The following is a 22,964-nucleotide window of genomic DNA, read 5'->3' as shown; positions in this document are numbered from 1 at the left end:
GACGACACGCCCACCCTTCCCGGTCTCCTTGACCGGGCAGGTGCCGGGCACAGCCTCCGGTGCCCTGCGTCGTCTCCTCCGATAGGCTGCGACCTAGATGTCGATTTTGACCCAGGTCGAGGTCTGGCTGGAGCGGACGGCGGCATCGATGAATGCGAGACCCGCAAGGCCGTCCTCCATGCCGGGGTAAATCACCTCCCCGGCGGCTGTTTTTCCCTCCCTTTTGGCGATGATTGCATCTGCGGCTTCGCGGTAGATCGTCGCAAAACCCTCGAGATATCCTTCCGGGTGCCCTGACGGCACGCGGCTAACACGGTTGGCGGCAACTCCCGCGCCCGCACCGTTGCGGGTGATCAGCCGCTTCGGCTCCCCATAAGGCGTGAACCACAGCTCATCCGGCACCCGGTGGTGCCATTCAAGCCCGCCTTTATTGCCATAGACCCGGAGCGACAGGGCGTTTTCATTGCCGATCGCGATCTGGCTTGCCCAGAGCATGCCCTTGGCGCCGCTTTCGTAACGCAAGAGAATATTGGCGCTGTCATCCAGCTGCCGGCCCGGCACGAAGGAGGTCAGATCCGCATAAAGGCTGCTGGGGATTTCGCCCGTGACGAAGGCGGCAGCGTTGAAAGCGTGCGTGCCGATATCGCCGATTGCCCCGCCCGCGCCGGAGCGGCTGGGGTCCGTGCGCCATTCCGCGCCCTTCGCACCGGTCTTTTCAACCGCTTCGGTCAGCCAGTCCTGCGCATATTCGGCCTGGACGTGACGCAGCTTGCCGATATCGCCACTGGCAATCATCTCCCGCATCTGCCGCAGCATGGCATAGCCGGTGTAATTATGCGTCAGAATGAACAGCCTGTCGGATGCCCCGACGATTTTGGCCAGTTCCTTCGCCTCCTCCAGTGTCGCGGTCACCGGCTTGTCGCAGATGACGTGGATCCCGGCCTCGAGAAAGGCCTTGGACGGGGCGAAATGAAGGTGGTTGGGGGTCACGATGGCGACCGCCTCGATCCCGTCTTCACGACCGGCCTCAACCGCCGCCATCTCCTCAAACGAGGCATAGGAGCGCTCCGGCGCGATGCCGAGCAGCGTTGCCGAAGCGGCAGCACGCGTCGCATCGGAGGAAAGCGCGCCGGCCACGAGTTCGTAACGGTCATCCAGCCGGGCGGCGATGCGATGCACTGCGCCGATGAAAGCGCCCTGACCGCCGCCGACCATTCCGAGACGGATGCGGCGGCTATCGAATTTTTTTGTAACGGAGGACATGGCTATCCCTTTCAAAGTCCGAGAAGGCGGCGATTGGCGGCATCATCGACGCCGCTTTTGGCGAAATCGTCGAAAGCCCGCTCGGTCACGCGGATGATGTGGTTTTCAATGAAGGCTACGCCCTCACGCGCGCCGTCTTCCGGGTGCTTCAGCGCGCATTCCCATTCCAGCACCGCCCAGCCGTCGAAGTCATATTGGGTGAGCTTGGAAAAGACTGCGCCGAAATCCACGTGCCCGTCGCCCAGCGAACGGAAACGCCCCGGCCGGTCGACCCAGCTCTGATAACCGCCATAAACGCCCGAGCGGCCCGTCGGATTGAACTCGGCATCCTTGACGTGAAAGGCGCGGATACGCTCGTGATAGATGTCGATGAAATCGAGATAATCCATCGCCTGCAGCACGAAATGCGAGGGATCGTAGAGGATGTTGGCGCGCGCATGATTGCCGGTGGCGTCAAGAAAACGCTCGAAGGTGACGCCGTCATGTAGATCCTCACCCGGATGCAGTTCATAGCAGAGATCGACACCATTCTCCTCGAAAGCATCGAGAATGGGTGTCCAGCGCTTACCGAGTTCGGAAAAGGCCATTTCGACAAGACCAGCCGGCCGCTGCGGCCACGGATACACGAACGGCCATGCGAGCGCGCCGGAGAAAGTCGCATGGCTTTTGAGGCCAAGATGCTGCGACGCCTTCGCCGCACACTTCAGCTGGTTGACCGCCCATTCCTGCCGCGCCTGGGGTTTGCCGCGCAGTTCGGCCGGTGCAAAACCGTCGAACATTTCATCATAGGCCGGGTGAACGGCCACAAGCTGACCCTGAATATGGGTCGAAAGCTCCGTGATTTCGACGCCAATCTCAGCGAGACGGCCCTTGATATCGTCGCAATAGCCCTTGGAGGCGGCGGCTTTCTCGAGATCGAAGAGCTTGGGATCGGTCGGCACCTGAATGCCCTTGTAACCGAGGGAAGCCGCCCATTGGCCGAGATTGTCGAGCGTGTCGAAGGAAGCTTTATCCCCGACAAATTGCGCGAGAAAAATCGCCGGGCCTTTGATCGTCTTCATGTCCTTACACTCCTTGCATTCACAATTCTGACTGGCCGCTACCGGTGCGGCGGGCGGCAGGGCGCGACCGAGCCGCGCACCACCAGTTCCGTATCCAGCACGATGGTTTCGGCCGTGCGTTTGCCGTTCAGCCGGTCCACCATCAGCGCCATGGCCTTGCGGCCCATCTCCTGCCGGGGCTGGCGCACCGTCGTCAGCGGCGGTTCGAAGGCATTGGCGAAGATGATGTCGTCGAAGCCGATGACCGAGACATCGGACGGAACCGACAGGCCCCTGCCCCGCAACTCGCTGATCGCGCCGATCGCCATCTGGTCGCTCGATGCGAAGATCGCGGTGAAGGCAATGCCATTTTCAAGAAGACCTGCAATCGCCTGACGGCCGGCCTCGATGCTATAATCGCCCGTCACAACAAGTTCGTCGGCATAAGCGATACCGGCCTCGGCAAGTGCATCGCGGTAACCGTCGAAACGCTCCTGCGCCAGACTTTCCGGCACGGGACCGGCCAGATGCACTATCCTTTTGTGTCCGGCCTCTATGAGGTGGCGCATGGCGTTGATGGAGGCGGCGCGGTTATCGACCTTGACGGTCGGCAGCGCGAGGCCGGGCACCGTTTCCGACGCGATGACGATGGGCGGCAGCGCATCGCCCTGATCGAGAAGCTCGGACGGGAACTGGCCAGTCATCAGGATCAGGCCGTCGGCATGTTTCTGCCGCACCATGTCGATATGGGTCGCCACACGGTGCTCGTCGTTGCGAGCATCGCCCATCAGCACCTTGAAACCCGCTTCGCCGGCCGCTTCCTCCACACCCTTGTAGATTTCGAGATAAAACGGGTTACCGATATCGCGAACGAGAAGGATGACGGTGTTGTTGGATTGACGCCGGAAGCTCGCCGCCTGCGCATTGGGAACGAAGTTCGCCTGCCGGACGGCGTCGAAAACCTTCTTCCGGGTTTCCGGGCGAACCTTGTCGGGTTGTTGCAGCGCCCGTGATACGGTCGCGATCGAAACGCCCGCGAGAGCTGCAACTTCCCTGATATTCGAACCTTGGTCTTTGCTCATCTGTCACACACGCAACTGCTTTTGGCGGCCATAAAGCAGCATCAGCGCTAGCAACGTGACACCGAATATGATCTGCCGGGCCCATACATCGAGGTTGAGCGTTATCAGTACGCTTTGCAGAATGGTGAGTGCAACTGCCCCGGCCATGGTTCCGACATATCCGCCCGCACCGCCCGCAAGCGAGGTGCCTCCGATGACGACAGCGATGATCGACGGAAGCACATATTGGTCACCGACGGAGATGAAGGACGTGCCGGTGTAACCGATGACGCAGACCCCGGTCAGCCCGGCAAACAGGCCGGAAAGGCCATAAAGTAGCGTGCGGATCAGGGAGACGGGCAATCCGGTGAGCGTCGCCGCTCTCTCATTCGAGCCGATGGCATAGATGGCGAAACCGAAGGCCGTGCGGCGCAGCACGAACAGCATGATCGCGGCGATGCCCAGCCAGACGAAGAGCACGCCGGGAATGCCGAAGACGAGCGGGCGGTTGATGAAGCCCGCCAGCAGCGGTGCCGCCGCACCTGATGGAACGCCCTGCGAATAAACCACCAGACCGCCCTGAATGACCGCCGTCATGCCGAGCGTCATCACCAGCGGCGGAATACGCACGAAGGTGATGCCGAGGCCATTGATGAGGCCGATCAGGAAGGGAATGCCGCCCGCAACGAGAATGGCAAGCGGAATGCCGGCATTCTGGCCGTTCATCATGTTGCCGGCAAGGACCGCGCCGAGCGAGATCATCGCACCAACGGAAAGATCGATGCCTTCGCGTCCGCCGAGGATGACGAGGTTCTGCCCCGCCGCGACGATGCCGAGAATGGCGGCGATGGTCAGTAACCGCACGATCTGCGAGCCCTGTGCAAAACCGGGCGAGAGCAATTCCCCGACCAGCAAAAGGAAGGCGGACGCGCCAATGGCAATGGTCAGAGGATCGGTGAGAAGGGTTTTGAGTTGCAAGCCGGGATTGGTCATATCAACGCCTCGTCACCAGAACACCGCCGGCAAGAGCCGTCAGCACGATCAAACCCTGCACCAGTGTCTGGTACTCAAAGGGCAAGCCCGCAAAGAAAATCACATTCCCGATCATGCCAAGCACGAGTGCGCCCGCAATCGACCCGGTCGAACTGCCGAAGCCGCCGGAAAGTGCGGTGCCGCCCAAGACCACCGCCGAGATGGAGGAGAGCGCCAGACTTGCGCCGAGAAGCGGATCGCCCGAGGCCGTCTCGCCGGTGAGGCAGAGCGCTGCCAGCGCCGAGAACAGGCCGGAGATCATGTAAGCACCGATGCGGATGCCGGAGAGGCGCAGGCCCGTCTGGAAGGCTCCGGTGCGATTGCCGCCGACCGCCAGGAGATGCGTGTGAAACGGAATGCGCGATACGATCAGCGTGAAGGCGATGCCGGCCACGAGCACCCACAGCACGAAGGGCACGCCGATGAAGCTGCCGGAATAGGTCTGCCAAAAGGCTTCCGGCACCGGAAGACCCGCCTGCGGCAGCACCCAGATCGCCGTCCCGGCGAAGATGATGCCTGTCGCAAAAGTCGTGACAATCGGCTGGAAACGCAGGCCGGAGATGAAGAGGCCATTGACCAGTCCACAGAGCAGCCCGACAGCCGCACCCGCCGCCATGCCGGCAAAGACGGCGCCCGTCGTACCACCCAGCGCCGCGATGACACTGACGGTAACGACATTGGCGAGCGCCACGATGCTGCCGACCGACAGATCGATATCTCCCGCCAGGATGACATAGGTCTGGCCGATGGCCACCAGAATCAGCGGCAGAAACGTCGTCAGGTTCGATTGCAGCACGGATGGCTGCACGAAAGACGGCTGCAGAAACGTGTTGACGGCAACGAGAACGGCCAGAACCACGAGGGTGATGATCCAGGGTTGCCTGCGCAGAAAACCGGAAGAGCTCATGCGGCGTCTCCATAAGCGGCGCGGGTCATGTTTACGGATGTCATGTCGGCTCCGGTCAGTTCCGCGGAGATGCGCCCGCCATTGAAGACGAGAATGCGGTCGGCATATTCGAGGATTTCCGCATCTTCCGAGGAATAGAGAAGAATGGTCGCGCCGGCATCGGCCTGCTGCCGCATCAGCGCGAAGAGATCGGCCTTCGCACCGAGATCGATGCCCTTGGTCGGATCATCGAGCAGCAGCAGTTTTGGTGCGGTGGCAAGCCAGCGGGAAATGAAGATCTTCTGCTGGTTGCCGCCGGAAAGCGTGCCGATCGGCATATCCAGGCCGGCAAATTTCGTTTTCATGTCATCCGCGACCTTCTGCACGCGCGGCTTCAGCGTCGCGGGCCGGATCAGCCGCATCTTTTCGCGCACCATGAGGGCCGCAACGAGATTTTCGAAGATCGACCGGCCCTGAAGCGACGCGTCACGCCCGCGGTCACCCGAGACATAGGCAAAACCACTATGAACAGCCTGAGAAGGCTTACCGATGGTGATGTCACTGCCCTCGAACCGGATTTGCCCTGTTGCAAACGGGCTGGCGCCAAACAAGCCCTTCAGCAAGGCCGATTGTCCCTGCCCCTGCAGACCGGCCAGACCGACGATTTCGCCCGGATAGGCTTCAAGACTGACGCCACGCACGCCCTCGCCCGCAACATCCGTTACCTTGAGGCTGGGGACTGCGGCGGCACGCCCCTGCTGGCGAGCCGGTGCTGCACGGACATCGCCGACCATATCGTGCACGACGGCCTCGCGGCTGGTGGTGGCCGTATCCAGTTCGGAAATCGTCGCGCCATTGCGCATCACGGTGATGCGGTCGCAGACGGCAAAGACCTCATCGAGACGGTGGGAAATCATGATAGTGGAGACGCCGTCGGCCTTCTTGGCCCGAAGTATCTCGAAAAAGCGCTGCGACTGGCGGCCATCGAGCGCCGCCGTCGCCTCGTCCATGATCATCAGGCTGGCATTCTGGGCGAATACCTTGAGGATTTCGACAAGCTGGCGCTGATCCGGAGGCAGCGTGCCGACGATCGCATCCGGCTCCAGCCCTTCGCCAGCCACGCCGTCAAACAGCGCGATCAGTCTGCCCGCTTCGGCCTTCAGCGCCTTGCTGTCGACAAAGACGCCGCGTTTCGGCTCACGCCCGAGGAAAATATTGTCAGCGACGGAAAGCTGCGGAATGAGGCTGAGTTCCTGATAAAATAGCGCGACACCGGCATTTTCGGCGTCCCGCGGGCTTTTGAAGCGCACGTCCTCACCGTTGAACCTGATGGTGCCGCTGGTCGGCGCGACCGCGCCTGCAACGATCTTGCAGAGCGTGCTCTTGCCGCAGCCATTGGCGCCCAGGAGCGCGTGAATTTCACCGCGGCCCACGGTCAGCCTGCCGTCCGAAAGCGCACGCACGGCGCCAAAATTCTTCGTTATGCCGGCCGCTTCCAAAGCGTTCGCCATCGCATGTCCCCGAATTGTGTCTGTCGCAGGCGGATGGCCAAGGCCCGGTCCGCGCTCGAATTTCTGGTTCGGGCCGGCGTTCGCCGCCGGCCCGAGACGGATATTACTTGAAGAACTCGCCCGCCTGTTCCGGCGTCACGGTTGCCGTAACGGACCAGTAGCCGGGTTTGCCTTCTGCAGTCTTGATGTTGTCGGCAAGGTTGTCGTTGCTGACGAAGGGGATCGGAATGTAGATGGCGTTGCCATAGGTGCCGCCAAAAATGCCGTCCTTGAATTCCTTGCCCTGCAGCTTCAGGACAGCAACGTTGAGCGCGCTGGCCATGACGCCGGGAGGATTGACCGAAGCGCCGGAATTGAACTTTTCCTTTTCCCAACGGGTCATGAAGTCCTTGCGGATTTCACCGGTTGCGGCAATGTCCTTGGTCTTGCCGGCGGCTTCGATGGCGCGCCATGCACCATCCGCCATGCCGTCCTGAACCCAGACGCCGCTAATATCGGGATAGGTTGCAAGCAGGTTCTGCATGGCCTGCTGGCCCTGCGCCTGATCCCAGCTCGCATTGGCTTCGTTCAGCACCTTGATGTCAGGGTATTTCTTGAACACTTCCCGGTAACCGGCGACGCGGGCTTCGTTGGCGGGGTTGCCGGCGATGCCGTTGATGGCGACGACGCTTCCCTTGCCCTTCAGCGCATCCGCAAGCCATTGTGCGGACTGGGCCGCCCATGCCTTCTGGTCGATGCCGACATAGATCGCATCCTTGGAAGACACTTCCGCATCGGTGGCGATGACGAGAATGTTGCGCGCCTTGGCCTGCGCGAAGATCGGGTCGAAGGCCGTCGGGCTGCCGGGATTGATGAGGATCGCATCAACGCCCTGGTTCATGAAGTTACGGATATGACCGATCTGCCCCTGCACATCGACATTGCCGCTCTGAACGACGACTTCGACCTTGACGCCCTTTTCGCCCCACGCTTTTGCGGCAGCCTGAGCCTCTTCGATCATCTGCGTGCGCCATTCGCTGCCGACGAAGGAATTGGAAAGACCGATCTTGAAGCTCTGCTCCTGGGCGTGCGCGGACGTGCCGGCCGCCAGCACGAAAGCGGCGGCAGCCATCAAATGTCTAAACATGAAATTTGCTCCTCCAAGCACGGTTTTCAACTGATGAAACCGTTTACATCGGCAAATGTAACCGGTTTCATAATTGAGTCAATCCCGATAATGAATTTTGTTGCGGCGTGCGGAAAGAAGGAAAATGACGGCTGGCAGCGTTCGAAAACCCATATGGAAGAGCGGGATAACCACGCGAGAACGGTCGTGTCATCGGGTTTTCGAGAGGCATATAAGCGTTTCCGGTCGGGCAGATTTTCACTCGGCTGTGGACAAGCGGGGAATTCCCACATCAAATCGCCGCTCGAGACCAGTCAGGAGAACAACCATGGAAATATTGCGCGCGGGAACACGAGCGTCCGGCAAAGGCCCGGATGCCTGGTTCACCGGTTCGGTCCGTATCGATCCGCTCTTCAACCCCTTCGATGCCGAACGGGTGCAGGGTGCTCAGGTGACTTTCGAACCCGGCGCCCGCACCGCCTGGCACACCCATCCTCTCGGCCAGACCCTGATCGTGGTATCCGGCCTTGGCCGCGCACAGCGTGAGGGTGGGCTGGTGGAGGAGATTCGCCCCGGTGATATCGTCTGGTTTGCACCGGGTGAACGGCACTGGCACGGCGCCGCACCTGATGTGGCGATGACCCACATCGCGCTTCAGGAGGTCAAGGACGGCAAGGTGGTGGACTGGCTGGAACATGTGACGGATGAGCAGTATGGCGCCTGACGCTATTCCGCCGATCTGGCGGATGAATGGCCCGTAGCAGCGTGCGGGAGCGTCAGCAAAATCCGACGCGTCTGGAGCCCCGCGACGTTAGAGAAGCTGTCGCCGGAGCAAGGCCTCCAGCCATTCCGCAAAGACCTGCAACCGCCGCGACAGATGCTGGCGATGCGGATAAAGCAGCGTCATCGGCATCGGTTCGGCCCGATGGGCCGGCATCACCTCGATGAGTTCACCGTTCTCCAGATGCGGCCTCACATCATAGGCAGGTATCTGGATCAAGCCGAGACCGGCAAGGCAGCAGGCGATATAGGCCTCGGCATTGTTGACGGTGACGCGGCCGCGCATGGAAAGCGAATGCAGCGCCTCGCCTTCCACCCACTCCCAGTTTTCCACCCGCCCGCTGGAGGGCGACGCATAGTTGACCGCCCAATGGCGGGAGAGATCATGGGGCGTTTTCGGCGTTCCATAACGCGCGAGATAAGCGGGACTTGCGACATTGATCAACGGCAGCTTGCCGATCGGCCGTGCGATCAGGCCGGAATCGCTGAGCGGGCCAACCCGCAGCACACAATCGATATTATCCTCCACCAGATCGACGGCGCGGTCGGTAACGCCGAGACTGATGTCAATCTGCGGATAAAGATCGAGAAATTCCGGTAGCGCCGGCGCGATCACCAGTCGACCGATCCGGCCCGGCACGTCTATCCGCAACCGGCCGGAAGGCTGCGCCGCAGTTTGCCGGAAGAGATTTTCCGCATCTTCGACATCGGCGATCAGCCGCTGGCAGCGCTCGTAAAAAGCCGAACCATCCTCGGTCGGGGAGACCTTGCGCGTGGTACGGTTGAGCAGACGTGCACCAACGCGCCCTTCCAGTTCCTGTACGGCTGCCGAAACCGATGAGCGTGGAATGCCGAGCGTATCGGCGGCCCGCGTGAAGCTTGCGCAATCGACAACACGCGTGAAGATGCGGAACAGGTCGATACGGTCCAACCGAAAACACCCTATTGTGCGGATTTTCTGACATGTCATATCAGAATGAGCGCCTTTATCACAAAATGCTAGACGATATCCTGCTGCAAAGAAAGCGGTCACCAGCGTGACCGAGCACGGCAAAAGGAGGCCGACCCATGACAGACCATACTCTCAAGGGCAAAACCGTCATCATCGCTGGCGGCGCAAAAAATCTCGGTGGCTTGATTGCCCGCGATTTTGCCGGCCAGGGCGTCCGCGCCATCGCCATCCATTACAACAGCGCCGCAACCAGGGCCGATGCCGACGCAACCGTGGCCGCCGTGAAGGCGGCCGGCGCTGAGGCCGTCGCCCTTCAGGCCGATCTCACCACCGCAGGTGCGGTTGAAAAGCTGTTTGCCGATACCGTCGCCGCCATCGGCCGCCCGGATATCGCCATCAATACCGTTGGCAAGGTGCTAAAAAAACCGATCCTCGACACATCAGAAGCCGAATATGACGAAATGACTGCCGTCAACGCCAAGTCGGCCTTCTTCTTCCTGCAGCAGGCGGGTCGTCATGTCAGCGACAACGGCAAGATCTGCACGCTCGTGACCTCGCTCCTGGGCGCTTTCACACCGTTTTACGCCAGCTATGCCGGCACCAAGGCGCCGGTGGAACATTTTACCCGCGCTGCGGCCAAGGAGTTTGGTGAACGGGGCATCTCGGTGACGGCAATCGGTCCCGGACCGATGGACACGCCGTTCTTCTACGGCCAGGAAACGCCGGAGGCACAGGCCTATCACAAGAGCGCCGCCGCTCTTTCCAGCTTCTCGAAAACCGGTCTCACCGACATCGAGGACGTCGTTCCCTATATCCGCTTCCTTGTCACCGACGGCTGGTGGATGACGGGCCAGACCATTCTCGTCAATGGCGGTTACACCACAAAATAGTCGCCGCCGGATCACGCCGGTGGCTTGATACCGCCCGGCATGAGACGGGTCCTGGAACCACGACGCCAAAAAAACACCAAACGCCATCTGGCCTGAAATACACGCACCGGTGTAAAACCCCGTCATCCTGTTGATGGAAACCGGGGGCATCGGATGAATTCAGGGCGTCGTGGAGTTCTCGCATTTCTGGGCGGCCTTGTGCTGGCAAGGCCGTCTCTCAGCGCAGCATCGAGCAAGCCGGCAGCCTTTGCCGCATCCCGCTCCAGTTACAAGCCAAGGCATATCCTCTGCTTTCTCGGCGCGGAAAATGGGCTGGAGGCGCTCCAGAAGAGCGCCAGCGCCGCCATCAATGATTTTGCGCCGGATTTCAGCCTGGATGATGATTATTCACAGGATGAGCCGGACGACCGAATGGAGCGCTCGTTCAATGTCTGCTGGGATCGCGTCGACCCCGACGCCTACCAGCCGGAGGATGAGGAAGCCGTCGCCGGGCATGGCTCGGTGCTTTACGTGCTCAGCCCGCCCATGGATGCCGAAACAGCCGTGAAGACATCCGCAAATGCCCTCAGATTCGTACAGCACATGCTCGATCACGGCGCTGTCGCCGTGAAGGGTGAAAGTGCGGGCGTCGCCCATGGGGCAAGACGCTGGAAGCAGCTCTTCGAGCGGTCGCGTGGCGAGGCGGCCGCCGATGACGGGATGGCGCTTGCCAGAACCTGCCGCCTGGCTTTCGCACGCCGCCCCATAGGAGACGATGCCGAAGGAATGACGAGCGTCGGGTTTCACCTGATCGGCTTGCCCGATGTGCAGGTCCGCTTCATCAAAAAAGACGAAGATCAGCCATCAACGAACGCCGAACAGTTAAAGATCGCCGCGTTGATGGATGATGTTGCCGAGCAAATGTCGCGTGAAGGCGTTGAAGCGGCCGTGAAGGGCCGTCACGCCACCCTCGCCGACGACGACCGGTATGAGGAAGACGAATATAAGTTCAATCCTTTCGGCGTCGTCAGCATTGACGGCTACAAGCTTTAACGCCCCCCGCGCAGCGGGCCTATGCGGCGGGGGCAGGATCGCTCTCGCCGGCCACCAGAAGCATGGGCCATACGCAATGGCGAGCCTGATCGGGGTAAAAGGGCGCGTAGGCCGGCATGGTCGATAGTAGCGTCTGGGCGACCGTCACACCGAGATCATGCAGGGACATGCGGAAACTGGTTAGGCGGGGTTCCAGAAACTGACCGCGCGGACCATCGCGGAAGCCGATGACGGCGAGATCGCGCCCCGGTTTCAGGCCAGCTTCTGCAAGCCGGCGATAAAGACCGACCGCCATCAATTCGTAAATCAGCACGATCGCCGTTGGCCGGGGCCGCATCTGCAGCCATTCGCTGGCGGCGTGATAACCGCCCTGCTCGCTTGATTTCGCCCGGATGACCAGAGAGGAATCATAGGCGATGCCATTGCCTTCCAACGCGCGCCTGTATCCCTCCAGAAAAATGTAACCGAGATTGATGTCGCTGTCGGGCACGGCAACCGCGATCGAGCGATGCCCGGCAGCGGCGAGACGGTCCACGGCGCTTTTCGCGACCCCTTCGAAATCGAGGTCGATCCAGGCGTGACTGTCGCTGGAAGCGGTCCGTCCGAGCGATACGAAAGGCAGGCGGGTCTGCTTCAGGAAATCCACACGCTTGTCGGTCCGCCGGGTCGCGGAAATGATCATCGCATCCACCATGCGGCGCGCCACCATGCGCTTCAAATATTCATCCGGATCCTCGTCCCCCGGGCAAGGGAGAACGATGAGATCGAGATTATGCTCGGAAAACACGCTTTGCAGACCATCCGTCACACCCAGAAAGAAGTTGTCGGAGTTTTCAACAGTCTGCGCGTCGCTGCCGGTCATCAGGCCGATGACATTGGTGGTTCCCTGCCGCAGGCTGCGGCCGGACTGGTTGGCGACATAACCCAGCTTTTCCGCCGCTTCGAGAACACGCCGCCGCGTCTCTTCGTTCACATCCGGCTTGCCGTTCAGGGCACGGGAAACAGTGCCTATCGATATCTCGAGATAATCGGCAAGCTGACGAATTCCTTTCATGCACTCCCCTCCCAGGCCCGGCGCGCAATCGACGCGCCCCTTAACGGTCTTGACATATCTAACATCATTGGCATAGTCTCGTAAACGTTTACGACGCTCTGCGCAAAGAGGAGTTTGCCAAGAGCCCGGGGAGATGAGATGACTTTTAGTGCCGTTTTATGCGGGTGCGGAGCCATGGCCAAAGGCTGGTTGCGCGCCATTCAATCAACGCCGGAAATCGCCAGTGCGATCAAGATCGCCGGTCTGGTGGATCTGAACGAGAACACGGCCCGCGCGCTGGCCGAAGAATTCGCCCTCACCGACGCGGTCATCGGCACGGATCTCCGCAGGGTTCTCGCTGAAACCAAGGCCGACATCCTTTTTGATATCGTCATCCCGCAGGCGCGTTTCGCCGTGGTTGAGGCCGGTCTAGAGGCCGGGTGCCATGTGCTCAGCGAAAAGCCGCTTGCCGCCTCGATGGAGGAAGCCGCAACGCTGGTGGAACTGGCGAAGAAATCAGGCAAAATTCATGCTGTGGTGCAAAACCGGCGGTTTGTGGCCGGTATCCGGCGGCTGCGCCGCGCGCTGGAAGACGGCGTTATCGGCGATCTGACGGCCATCCATTGCGATTTCTTCCTTGGGCCGCATTTTGGCGGCTTCCGCGAGGAAATGAAGAACGTCCTGCTTCTCGACATGGCGATCCACACCTTCGATGCAGCCCGTTTCGTCGCCAATGAAAAACCCCTCTCCGTCTTTTGCGTGGAGAAGAACCCGGCCGGTTCCTGGTATGCCCATGGGGCAAGCGCCAACGCCATTTTCGAGTTTTCCAACGATGTCGTCTTCACCTATCGCGGCTCGTGGTGCGCCGAAGGCGAGCGGACCAGCTGGGAAGCGCGCTGGCGGCTGATCGGCTCCAAGGGCATGATCCTGTGGGACGGGGAAGACAATTTCTCCGCCTCGGTGGCCGGCGACGAACAGGGGCTTCTGCGTGGCTTTAAGACCGTAAACGTTTCCGAAGCCGTTTCCGAGAAGGACACGCGCGGCCATGCCAGCGTCATTCTCTCGTTCCTCGAATCCATCCGCACCGGCCAGATGCCGGAGACAGCCTCCTTCGACAACATCAACAGCCTTGCCATGGTGATCGGCGCGATTGAAAGCGCCCGCCTCGGCCAGCGTGTTTCAATTGCAGCATAAGGACTGAAAGACGTGAGCAATCCGGCAACATCCATCCGCATCGGCACCATGGTCAGCGCCACCAAGGGCCAGGCGGCCGAACGTATCGGCCAGATCGCCGATCTCGGCTTTGAAAGCTTCGAGCCGTTCTTCTGGCAGACCACCAACGGTCAGGACCTTGCCGAGCTCGGCAAGCGCTGCCTTGACGCGATCGGCGAGCGCGACATCACCATCAGCACGCTCGGCATGTTCGGCAATCCGCTGGAAGAAACCGAGATCGACCTTGAGACATTGCAGGGCTGGAAAGACTGCATCGACAATGCCCACCATTTCGGCGCGACCTGCGTTGCGGGTTTCACCGGCCGGCTTCGCGGCAAACCGCTGCCGGAAAGCCTTCCCCGATATAAGGAAATCTGGAGCGAGCTTGCAAAACGCGCCGCCGACAAGGGCGTGAAGATCGCCTTTGAAAACTGCGCCATGGATGGCAACTGGCAGACCGGCGACTGGAACATCGCGCACAACCCTGATGCCTGGGAACTGATGTTCAACGAAACGCCGGATGACCATATCGGCATCGAATGGGAACCCTGCCATCAGATGGTCTATCTGATCGACCCGCTGCCGCAAATCCGAAAATGGGCGGACAAGATTTTCCACGTACACGGCAAGGACGCGACAATCCGCTGGGACGTCATTCGCGAGCACGGCATTTTCGGCAAGGAAAAATTCGTCTTCATGCGCACGCCGGGCTTCGGCGACAGCAACTGGACGGACATTGTTTCCGAACTGCGCCTCGCCGGCTGGTCCGGCTCCATCGACATCGAAGGCTGGCATGATCCGGTCTATCGCGATGCGCTGGAAATGACGGGCCAGGTGCATGGCCTGAACTATCTGAAAAAATGCCGCGGCGGCGATTTCGTCGTCGACCCGACATAACGGCAACCTTTTGGGAGAAGGTTTCCGAAAATTGCAGAGAGACGATAACCAAGAGGAGGAGATTATGGGTATCGCGAAATGCATGATGGCCGGCGCAATTTTGCTGGCGAGCGTATCAGCCGGCGCAATCACCGCGCAGGCCGAGGATGTGACGTTGACCCTCTGGTCGCTGGATCGAGATATCCAGCCGGCGCCGAACCTTATCAAAGAGTTCAATGCGCTCAATAACGGCATCAAGATCGAATACCGGCAATTGCAGTTCGATGATGTGGTGAGCGAATCCATGCGCGCTTATTCGACCGGCAATGCGCCCGACATCATCGCCATCGACAACCCCAACCACGCCATGTTCGCCGCACGCGGGGCCTTTCTCGATGTGACCGACATGATCGCCAACTCTGAAGTCATCAAGACGGAGAATTATTTTCCGGGGCCGCTGAAATCGGTGATGTGGGACGGCAAATATTTCGGCGTGCCGAAGGCGACGAATACGATTGCGCTTTATTATAACAAGGACCTGTTCAAGGCCGCAGGGCTCGACGCGGCAAAACCGCCGCAGACCTGGGATGAGCTGGTGGGCGCGGCCCGCAAGCTGACCAATCCCGCAAAGAACGTCTATGGCATCAGTTTCAGCGCCAAGGCGAATGAGGAAGGCACCTTCCAGTTCCTGCCCTGGGCGCAGATGGCGGGCGCGACGTACAAGAACATCAATACCGAGGGCGCCGTCAAAGCGCTCGAAACATGGAAGCTGATGCTGGACGAAAAGCTGGCATCTCCCGATACACTGACGCGCAGCCAGTGGGATTCCACCGCCACCTTCAACGCCGGCAATGCCGCCATGGTCATTTCTGGCCCATGGGAAATCGACCGCATGCTGAAGGACGCCAAGTTCGACTGGGGCGTGGCCCTGCTGCCGGTGCCCACACCCGATGCGCCCCGATCTTCGGCCATGGGCGACTATAACTGGGCGATCTTCTCCAAGACCAAACATCCGGAAGAGGCCTTCAAGGCAATCGAATTCTTCGCCTCGAAGGACAAGGATATGTTCAAAAACTTCGGCCAATTGCCGGCGCGTTCGGATATTCCGGTTCCGCCAACCGGCAATGCGTTGAAGGATGAAGCGCTAAAAACCTTCGTGGAACAGCTGAAATATGCGCAGCCGCGTGGCCCCTCACCCGAATGGCCGAAGATTTCCAAGGCGATACAGGACGCCATTCAGGGCGCCCTGTCGGGTCAGATGACGCCGAAGGCTGCGCTTGATCAGGCCGCTGAAAAGATAAAGCTGGTCGAAGGCTGATCTATCTGGGCGGGCGGGCCGGTTTCCCCGGCCTCCACCCAAGGGTTCCTCCCGGTGGGGCTGCCTGTCGCGACAAGCGGCGGCGGCCCCGACTGGAGCTTTTGAGGATGTTTCATGAAAAAACTGTTTTCCAGCGTCAGTGACGGTCGCGGTTTCGACATCGTCCTTGTCGCCTTTCCTTTGGGCTTCCTGTTCGTCATGGCCGGGCTGCCGCTCATCTACAATATTGTCATGAGCTTTCAGGAAGTCGACATGTTCAGTCTGGGCACCTTCGTGCGCCCCTTCGTCGGCTTCAAGAACTATGTCGACCTGTTCCGGCAGCCGGAAACATTGCCGATCCTTTTCAACACGGTCACCTTCGTCGTGGCCTCGATTGCCGGGCAGTTCGCGATCGGCTTTGGCCTGGCGCTGTTCTTCTGGGTCAATTTTCCCGGCGCCACCTGGCTGCGCGGCCTGTTCCTCGTCTCCTGGGTCATGCCCGGCCTCGTCGTCGGCGCCATCTGGAACTGGATTCTCTCGGGCGATTTCGGCGTCTTGAATTTCTTCCTGCGGGAAAGCGGCCTGGTATCGGGCAATATCTTCTGGCGCTCGGATGCGAATTTTTCGCTCTGGGCCGTCGTCATCGCCAATATCTGGCTCGGCACCTCCTTCAACATGATCCTGCTGTCAGTCGGCCTCGCCTCCATTCCCGGCGACCTCTACGAAGCCGCGGAACTGGATGGAGCCAATGCCTGGCAGCGCTTCTACACCATCACCCTGCCAATGATGCGCTCCACCATCGGCGCGATCGTCTCGCTCGGCCTGATCTTCACGCTGCAGCAATTCGATCTTTTCGCCGCCATTACCGATGGCGGACCGAACAACAGTTCCAACGTGGCGCAATATTGGGCCTGGGACCTGTCCTTCCGGCAATATGATTTCGGCAAGGGTGCGACGATATCCGTCATCATGATCGTTTTCGTCATGCTGGCCTCCATCGTTTATGTGCGCTCCACACGGCATGAGGTGCGCGGATGAGCATCACCAACCGCGATCGGCTGATGCTGGTAATCGCCATCATTCTCGCCATCATCTACCTCTTCCCGCTTTACTGGATGTATCTGACCTCGCTCAAAAGCGGCTCGGAAATGTTCGCCAATCCGCCCTCCTTCTGGCCCAGCGATCCGCAATGGCAAACCTATGCCTATGTCTGGAACAGCCGCAACATGGGGCGCTACCTGTGGAATTCGGTGCTGATCGCTTCCAGCGCAGTGCTGCTGATCACCGTTCTCGGCGTCGGCTGCGCCTATGTTCTGGCGCGGTATCGCAATGTCTGGGTGGATATCGGCCTGTTCCTCATCCTCATGCTGCAGGTTCTGCCGGCATCGCTGATGATCACGCCAATCTTCGTCGGTTTCTCGCAATTCGGATTGCTGGATTATCCGCGGCTATCGGTCATCCTCGCCATTGCGGCAAAAAGCATGCCCTTCTTTGTCGTCCTGGTGCGCGCCACCTTCATGGCCGTGCCGCAGGAGCTGGAAGAGGCGGCGCTGGTGGATGGCAATTCCCGGGTCGGGGCCTTCTTCAACATCGTGCTGCCGCTTGCCAGGAACGGTATCCTCGTCAGCGCCATCCTCATCTTCATGCAGGCCTTCGGCGAATTCGTCTATTCGAAATCCATCATCCAGGCGGCCGAATTGCAGCCCGCCAGCGTCGGCCTCAACTCCTTCATGGGCCCCAACACCAGCGAATGGAACAACATCATGGCCTATGCGACCATGTATGTGACGCCCATTCTCGCCCTCTTCATTCTCTTGCAGCGCCGCATCGTATCCGGCCTGACCTCGGGAGCGCTCAAATGACCCTTCAGATCGAACTATCAGGCGTCAACAAATATTACGGCGCCTTCCATGCGCTGAAGAACATCAACCTTTCCATCAAGAAGGGCACCTTCGTGGCACTTGTCGGCCCATCCGGCTGCGGCAAGTCTACCCTTCTGCGCTCACTCGCGGGCCTGGAGACCATATCGGCCGGCGACATGCGTATTGCCGGCACCCTCATGAACGGCGTGCCGCCACGCAAGCGCGATGTGGCCATGGTGTTTCAGTCCTATGCGCTCTACCCGCATATGACTGTCGAAGAAAACCTCACCTATTCGCTACGCATGCGTGGCGTGGCCAAGGCCGAGGCCCGCAGGGCGGCGGAAGAGGTTGCGGCCACGACCGGACTCTCCAAGCTGATGAAGCGTTATCCCCGCGAACTCTCCGGCGGCCAGCGCCAGCGTGTGGCCATGAGCCGGGCGATCATCCGCAATCCGCAGGCCTTCCTGTTCGATGAGCCGCTCTCCAACCTCGATGCGGCCCTGCGCGTCCATATGCGCAAGGAAATCCGCGCCCTTCACGACCGCCTGCATGCAACTTCAGTCTACGTCACCCACGACCAGATCGAGGCAATGACCATGGCTGATCATGTCGTCGTCATGCGTGACGGCGTCATCGAACAGCAGGGCACGCCGCTGGAACTTTACGACCGCCCGGTCAATCGTTTCGTTGCGGGTTTCATCGGCTCACCGGCCATGAATTTCATTCCGGCGACAGTCAGTCCGGACGGCGCTTCGCTTCTACTGCAGTTCGGCGAAGGTGAGCCGCAGCAATCCATAAGGGCGCCAGCCACCCTGCCGCCCGGCAAACATGTGATCGTCGGCATCCGGCCGGAACATATCCGGCCGGCAGCGGCAGAGGGGGCGGCATTGGCATTGCCGGTTTCAGCCGTGGAAACAACCGGTTCGGCCACCTTCCTCACAACAGGAACATCCACCGAACTGGTCATCGCGGTACAGGGACGCAGCGCAGTCAAGGCTGGCGAGATCATTGGCCTCGATATCAACCCGGCCGATATGCACCTCTTCGACGAGGCAACGGGCATTGGCCTTGCGAGACAATAATCCATATCCGTAGAAGGGCTATGCTCGCGGGCCGCATGACGGCCCGCTGTCCTTGCCGGGGGCGCCAAACCTGTTCTTACCCGGTCCTGCTCTTGCTGTGAGTGGTTTCAGCGCGATTTGAAGATATCGAACAAGCTACGGCGCGCTGTCGCGGAGGTGGCGGTAGCCCGACCAGCCTCGCGGGAGGCGATTGCCGGCGCAGCGGGCCCTTCTATATCCACCCAGCGACCGGCATGATCGGTGGATTGGCGTTTCAGATAGGTATAGGCCGTTTCGTCCCAGCGCAAAACCTTCGCCTTCATATTGTCGAGAATGAAATCTCCCCGATCGGTTCTGACTGTCAGGATGGCGTGGCCCTCTCCCCGTTCGTCCCGCACCACTGTTATCAGGAGATTTGAAACAGCAAAACCGGACTGCATCAGGCGCCTGCGCTTCTCCAGCGCAAGGTCTTCGCAGTCGCCCGCACCCTTGTAGGGATATTCCCAATAATCCTCATAACCCCAAACCTCCATGTCGGTGCGCTGGTCGATCTCGACGTTAACGGCATTGTTCACCGAAACAATCGTTGCCCAGGCATCGGGGGTGAGGGTGAGGGGCGGCGTGGCCGTCACCGGCTGACATTCAACCGAATGCCGCTGGCAGAAGTCATAGTGGCCGACAGGCTGCGACGTGATCTTGCCAGTCTGCATGAAAGGAGACGCCTGAACCGGCGCAGCCAGGCAGGTCGCAATCAGAATGCAACAGGCTTGCAGCAATTTGATGGGAAGGGTCATGGTCGTCTCCTGACGACAGACCTATCGGCGGCGATTTGCGTTCACATGAAACAAAAAGCTCGATTTTTAACGAACCGGGAATTTCGGTCTCGATCGTGCTGGAGACGAGCGCGCAAATGACATCGATCAGAACGCGCATCAAACGGCCCCCAACGGTAAAGTGAGCGATGCGAACTTGTCAGCTATGGCCAGCCTGCCTATGAAGGAGCCCTCGCCGCGATAACAATCCACGTTACAGAGAACGCTGCATGAGCCTGTTTGCGAAGACTTCCCGCGCAGCCGCCGTCATCCTGGCGCTGGCCTCCCTTCCTTCCTATGCGCTGGCGCAGCAGGTGACCGTCGTTCCCCCCGGGAACAGCTCCGCCGAGCAGCCGGAAATCCCCAGAGCCTCGGCGATCCGCACCAGGGCCTCGTACACGACCTACGACGAAAAGTTTCGGAAGACGGTCGATCTTTTAAACAGCGAGCCCGCCCTTCTCGGCAAGATCAAGAAGGCCGCAGCGGCCTACGGGATTGACCCCATCCATATCGTCGGCGCCATCGTCGGGGAACATACGTTCAACGTCTCGGCCGTGGATCGCCTGCAGACCTACTACATCAAGGCCATTTCCTACGCCGAACTCGATATAAAGTTCAGCTATGACGGTGTTTCCCTGAAGACATTTCTGCAGCGGCCGGAATTCCGGCCCTGTGAAACGCTTGCCACCACGTCGGAACAATGGAGTTGCCGTGATACCGTCTGGGACGAGAGTTTCCGCGGCAAGGTGGTGGATGGTGTGAGCTATGAGGCCATCTCCTTCCAGCGCGCTTTCTTCCAGCCCTTTTATGCCGGGCAGACCTTCGGCCTTGGCCAGATCAGCCCGTTGACGGCCCTGCAGGTGACCGATCTCGTCAACAGGACGAGCGGCCTGCCGAAACTGTCGGCGGACAGGCCGAAAGATATCTACCGTGACGTTATGGATCCCGACCGCAGCATCATCTACATCGCCGCCATCCTCAGGGATTCCATCGATGCCTACAGGGAAAAAGGCTTCGACATTTCCGGCAATCCCGGCATCACTGCCACGCTTTACAATGTCGGCCAGCCAAGGCGTCGCGCCGAACGTCTGCGGGCTGCCGTGGATGCAGGGGCAAAAAAACTGCTGCCGGTCGAAAACTATTATGGATGGCTGATCAACGAGCGCCTCGACGTCCTGAAAAGCATTCTCGACGGCAAGGCCATCGACCAGCGGACGACCTCTGATATCGGCGGGAAAAAGCAATAACGGCTTTTTATCGTCAAACAATCAGGCAACCGCCCAGATTGCGCATCGCGCGTATTTCTCGGGAAATAACCGCTTATTTGCGCGCAAAGATTGCTCAAACGCATCGTCATGGCATCAAAAAACCGAAAATCGCTTTTCCAGCGGCCGAAAATTTGTTAGGTCGACCGGCACAAGAATTTACTGATAGTGGGATAAATCAACCCGATGCCTGACGAAGGCGACAGTACAGACGGTAGTCGACACCGAACGAGGCTGGCTCGCGTAACGCGAAGCCAGCCTCGGATCTTCTTGTTTTCATCAACGCGACGACTTCCAGCCTCGGATGTGCAATCCGGGGCTTTGCGCGTTTGCACCCATTCCCATAAAGGCTCCTGAACATGGAATTCCTCGCAGATCCGAACATCTGGATCGGCCTCGTCACCCTTATCGTTCTCGAAGTCGTCCTCGGCATCGACAATCTCGTTTTCATCGCGATCCTTGCCGACAAGCTGCCGCCGCACCAGCGCCACAGGGCCCGGATCGTCGGCCTGTCGCTGGCGCTCATCATGCGCCTCCTGCTGCTGTTTTCCATCTCCTGGATCGTCACGCTGACACGGCCGCTTTTCACCGTCGCCGATTTTTCCTTCTCGGGGCGCGATCTCATCCTCATTCTCGGCGGCGCCTTCCTGCTCGCCAAGGGAACCATGGAGCTGCACGAACGGCTGGAAGGTGATCAGAAGCCGAAACAGGGCAAGGTAGTGCATGCGGTCTTCTGGCAGGTCATCGTGCAGATCGTCGTGCTCGATGCCGTGTTCTCGCTTGACAGCGTCATCACCGCTGTCGGCATGGTCAATAATCTCTGGGTGATGATTACCGCTGTCTGCGTGGCCATGGCCGTGATGATGGCAGCATCCAGGCCGCTGATGGCTTTCGTGTCGAAACATCCGACCGTGGTCATTCTCTGCCTCGGTTTTCTCCTGATGATCGGCTTCAGCCTGATTGTCGAGGGTTTCGGCTTCCATCTGCCCAAGGGTTATCTTTACGCCGCCATCGGCTTTTCCGTGCTTATCGAGGCGGCGAACCAGCTTGGCAGGCGCAACCGTGAAAAGCGCATCACCGCCGGCGATATGCGTGAGCGCACCTCCGACGCCATTCTGCGGCTTCTGGGCGGCCGGGTTGGCGAACAACCATCCCTCGGTGAGACTGCCGACGTCATCGCCGCGCAGGCAGCGCAAAGCGATCTGTTCAAATCCGAGGAAAAGGACATGATCCGCGGGGTGCTCACGCTGGCCGAGCGTCCCGTCGTCTCAATCATGACGCCACGAACGGAGATCGACTGGCTCGATGTCGACGCCGACCACGACACGCTGAGACACCGCCTGCTGGAACTCGACCATTCCCGATTGATGCTGGCGCAGGGCAAGCTGGATTCATTCCTCGGCGTCGCCGCGACAAGGGATCTGCTGCGTGATCTTCTGCACGACGGAAAACTGAACCTTGAGCGCTCGCTGCGTGAGCCCCTCGTGGTGCATGAAAGCGCCACGGCGCTGCAGGTCATGGAACAGCTGCGAAAATCGCCCCTGCAGATGGCCGTCATCATCGATGAATATGGCACGTTGCAGGGCATAGCAACGCCGACGGATATTCTCGAGGCGATTGCGGGCGAGTTTCCGGATGAGGGCGAGGAAGCGCAGATTTCCGAACGGGCGGAGGATGGTTCCTGGCTGCTGGATGGCGCTGTGGACGTCAGAAGGGTATCCTATCTCCTGGATATCAATCTGGTGGACGAGGCCGACCGCTACTCCACAATCGCGGGCTACATCCTCTGGCGTCTCAATCGCCTTCCCGAAGTCGGCGAACATATTGCGGGCGACGGGTTCGAGTTCGAGATCGTCTCGTGCTCCGACAGAAACATCGAAAAGATCCGGGCGTGGAACACCACCCTCTCCGATGGATGATCCGGGCGCGGGAGGCGGCCGGCAGGAGCGCCTCCCGTCCAAATGTTTCGAATGGAATATGCGACGCCATATAGC

Annotated in this window: 21 protein-coding genes; 11 read left to right on the top strand and 10 right to left on the bottom strand. The window is 60.0% G+C overall.

Going from position 1 to position 22,964, the window contains the following annotated elements:
- Positions 1-93 precede the first annotated feature (93 nt).
- The 7 genes from V6R85_RS17605 to V6R85_RS17575 form a co-directional block, all read right to left on the bottom strand.
- A complete protein-coding gene (locus V6R85_RS17605; protein WP_336377100.1) occupies positions 94-1,263 on the bottom strand; it encodes a Gfo/Idh/MocA family protein in 1,170 nt (389 codons plus the stop codon).
- Between the two features lie 11 nt (positions 1,264-1,274).
- On the bottom strand, positions 1,275-2,324 hold the full coding sequence (locus V6R85_RS17600; RefSeq protein WP_336377099.1) for a sugar phosphate isomerase/epimerase family protein: 1,050 nt from the start codon (positions 2,322-2,324) through the stop codon (positions 1,275-1,277).
- Between the two features lie 38 nt (positions 2,325-2,362).
- Positions 2,363-3,385 (bottom strand): LacI family DNA-binding transcriptional regulator, encoded by a 1,023-nt coding sequence (locus V6R85_RS17595; RefSeq protein WP_087746635.1) that lies wholly within the window; start codon positions 3,383-3,385, stop codon positions 2,363-2,365.
- A gap of 3 nt (positions 3,386-3,388) precedes the next feature.
- The gene (locus V6R85_RS17590) at positions 3,389-4,357 is read right to left on the bottom strand and encodes an ABC transporter permease (protein WP_003504616.1); all 969 of its coding nucleotides are present in this window, start codon (positions 4,355-4,357) and stop codon (positions 3,389-3,391) included.
- A gap of 1 nt (position 4,358) precedes the next feature.
- Positions 4,359-5,303, bottom strand: coding sequence for an ABC transporter permease (locus tag V6R85_RS17585; protein ID WP_060724261.1), 945 nt, complete (start codon positions 5,301-5,303; stop codon positions 4,359-4,361).
- Positions 5,300-6,793, bottom strand: coding sequence for a sugar ABC transporter ATP-binding protein (locus tag V6R85_RS17580; protein ID WP_113083519.1), 1,494 nt, complete (start codon positions 6,791-6,793; stop codon positions 5,300-5,302). Before V6R85_RS17580 ends, V6R85_RS17585 begins: the two co-directional genes overlap by 4 nt.
- A 103-nt stretch (positions 6,794-6,896) precedes the next feature.
- The gene (locus tag V6R85_RS17575; protein WP_336377098.1) at positions 6,897-7,919 is read right to left on the bottom strand and encodes a substrate-binding domain-containing protein; all 1,023 of its coding nucleotides are present in this window, start codon (positions 7,917-7,919) and stop codon (positions 6,897-6,899) included.
- 307 nt (positions 7,920-8,226) lie between these two features.
- Here V6R85_RS17575 and V6R85_RS17570 point away from each other — a divergent pair, with 307 nt between their 5' ends.
- Positions 8,227-8,622 (top strand): (R)-mandelonitrile lyase, encoded by a 396-nt coding sequence (locus V6R85_RS17570; RefSeq protein WP_336377097.1) that lies wholly within the window; start codon positions 8,227-8,229, stop codon positions 8,620-8,622.
- Positions 8,623-8,709: 87 nt separating this feature from the next.
- On the opposite strand, the gene V6R85_RS17565 is transcribed toward V6R85_RS17570, so the two are convergent.
- A complete protein-coding gene (locus tag V6R85_RS17565) occupies positions 8,710-9,609 on the bottom strand; it encodes a LysR family transcriptional regulator (protein WP_336377096.1) in 900 nt (299 codons plus the stop codon).
- A gap of 137 nt (positions 9,610-9,746) precedes the next feature.
- On the opposite strand from V6R85_RS17565, the gene V6R85_RS17560 reads away from it, so the two are divergent.
- Both V6R85_RS17560 and V6R85_RS17555 read left to right on the top strand, forming a co-directional pair.
- Positions 9,747-10,520 carry an SDR family oxidoreductase gene (locus V6R85_RS17560; protein ID WP_003504605.1) on the top strand — a complete coding sequence of 258 codons (774 nt, stop codon included), beginning with the start codon at positions 9,747-9,749 and terminating at the stop codon, positions 10,518-10,520.
- A 153-nt stretch (positions 10,521-10,673) separates the two neighbouring features.
- On the top strand, positions 10,674-11,552 hold the full coding sequence (locus tag V6R85_RS17555; protein WP_336377095.1) for a hypothetical protein: 879 nt from the start codon (positions 10,674-10,676) through the stop codon (positions 11,550-11,552).
- Positions 11,553-11,571: 19 nt separating this feature from the next.
- On the opposite strand, the gene V6R85_RS17550 is transcribed toward V6R85_RS17555, so the two are convergent.
- The gene (locus tag V6R85_RS17550) at positions 11,572-12,606 is read right to left on the bottom strand and encodes a LacI family DNA-binding transcriptional regulator (protein WP_336377094.1); all 1,035 of its coding nucleotides are present in this window, start codon (positions 12,604-12,606) and stop codon (positions 11,572-11,574) included.
- 138 nt (positions 12,607-12,744) lie between these two features.
- Here V6R85_RS17550 and V6R85_RS17545 point away from each other — a divergent pair, with 138 nt between their 5' ends.
- The 6 genes from V6R85_RS17545 to V6R85_RS17520 all read left to right on the top strand — a co-directional run bounded on the left by V6R85_RS17545 (position 12,745) and on the right by V6R85_RS17520 (position 18,914).
- Positions 12,745-13,779, top strand: coding sequence for a Gfo/Idh/MocA family protein (locus V6R85_RS17545; RefSeq protein WP_060726689.1), 1,035 nt, complete (start codon positions 12,745-12,747; stop codon positions 13,777-13,779).
- 12 nt (positions 13,780-13,791) lie between these two features.
- Positions 13,792-14,694 (top strand): sugar phosphate isomerase/epimerase family protein, encoded by a 903-nt coding sequence (locus V6R85_RS17540; RefSeq protein ID WP_060726688.1) that lies wholly within the window; start codon positions 13,792-13,794, stop codon positions 14,692-14,694.
- A 64-nt stretch (positions 14,695-14,758) separates the two neighbouring features.
- Positions 14,759-15,991 carry an ABC transporter substrate-binding protein gene (locus tag V6R85_RS17535; protein WP_060726687.1) on the top strand — a complete coding sequence of 411 codons (1,233 nt, stop codon included), beginning with the start codon at positions 14,759-14,761 and terminating at the stop codon, positions 15,989-15,991.
- Between the two features lie 114 nt (positions 15,992-16,105).
- A complete protein-coding gene (locus tag V6R85_RS17530; protein ID WP_060726686.1) occupies positions 16,106-17,008 on the top strand; it encodes a carbohydrate ABC transporter permease in 903 nt (300 codons plus the stop codon).
- Positions 17,005-17,832: a carbohydrate ABC transporter permease gene (locus V6R85_RS17525; protein ID WP_060726685.1), complete on the top strand. Its 828-nt coding sequence runs from the start codon at positions 17,005-17,007 to the stop codon at positions 17,830-17,832. The genes V6R85_RS17530 and V6R85_RS17525 overlap by 4 nt, the downstream gene beginning before the upstream one ends.
- Entirely contained in the window at positions 17,829-18,914 is a 1,086-nt protein-coding gene (locus tag V6R85_RS17520) for an ABC transporter ATP-binding protein (protein WP_060726684.1), read from the top strand. Before V6R85_RS17525 ends, V6R85_RS17520 begins: the two co-directional genes overlap by 4 nt.
- 107 nt (positions 18,915-19,021) lie before the next feature.
- Here V6R85_RS17520 and V6R85_RS17515 read toward each other — a convergent pair whose 3' ends face one another.
- Positions 19,022-19,687, bottom strand: a complete 666-nt coding sequence (locus V6R85_RS17515) for a transglutaminase-like cysteine peptidase (protein ID WP_111791768.1) — start codon at positions 19,685-19,687, stop codon at positions 19,022-19,024.
- A gap of 248 nt (positions 19,688-19,935) precedes the next feature.
- On the opposite strand from V6R85_RS17515, the gene V6R85_RS17510 reads away from it, so the two are divergent.
- Together V6R85_RS17510 and V6R85_RS17505 are read left to right on the top strand one after the other, a co-directional pair.
- Positions 19,936-20,952, top strand: a complete 1,017-nt coding sequence (locus V6R85_RS17510) for a DUF1402 family protein (RefSeq protein ID WP_111791314.1) — start codon at positions 19,936-19,938, stop codon at positions 20,950-20,952.
- 377 nt (positions 20,953-21,329) lie between these two features.
- Positions 21,330-22,889 carry a TerC family protein gene (locus V6R85_RS17505; protein WP_060726681.1) on the top strand — a complete coding sequence of 520 codons (1,560 nt, stop codon included), beginning with the start codon at positions 21,330-21,332 and terminating at the stop codon, positions 22,887-22,889.
- Positions 22,890-22,964 lie beyond the last annotated feature (75 nt).

Origin of the sequence: Agrobacterium sp. CCNWLW32 (assembly GCF_037083425.1) — a bacterium.
Lineage (GTDB): Bacteria > Pseudomonadota > Alphaproteobacteria > Rhizobiales > Rhizobiaceae > Agrobacterium > Agrobacterium radiobacter.
This window is presented reverse-complemented; position numbering and strand designations above follow the sequence as displayed.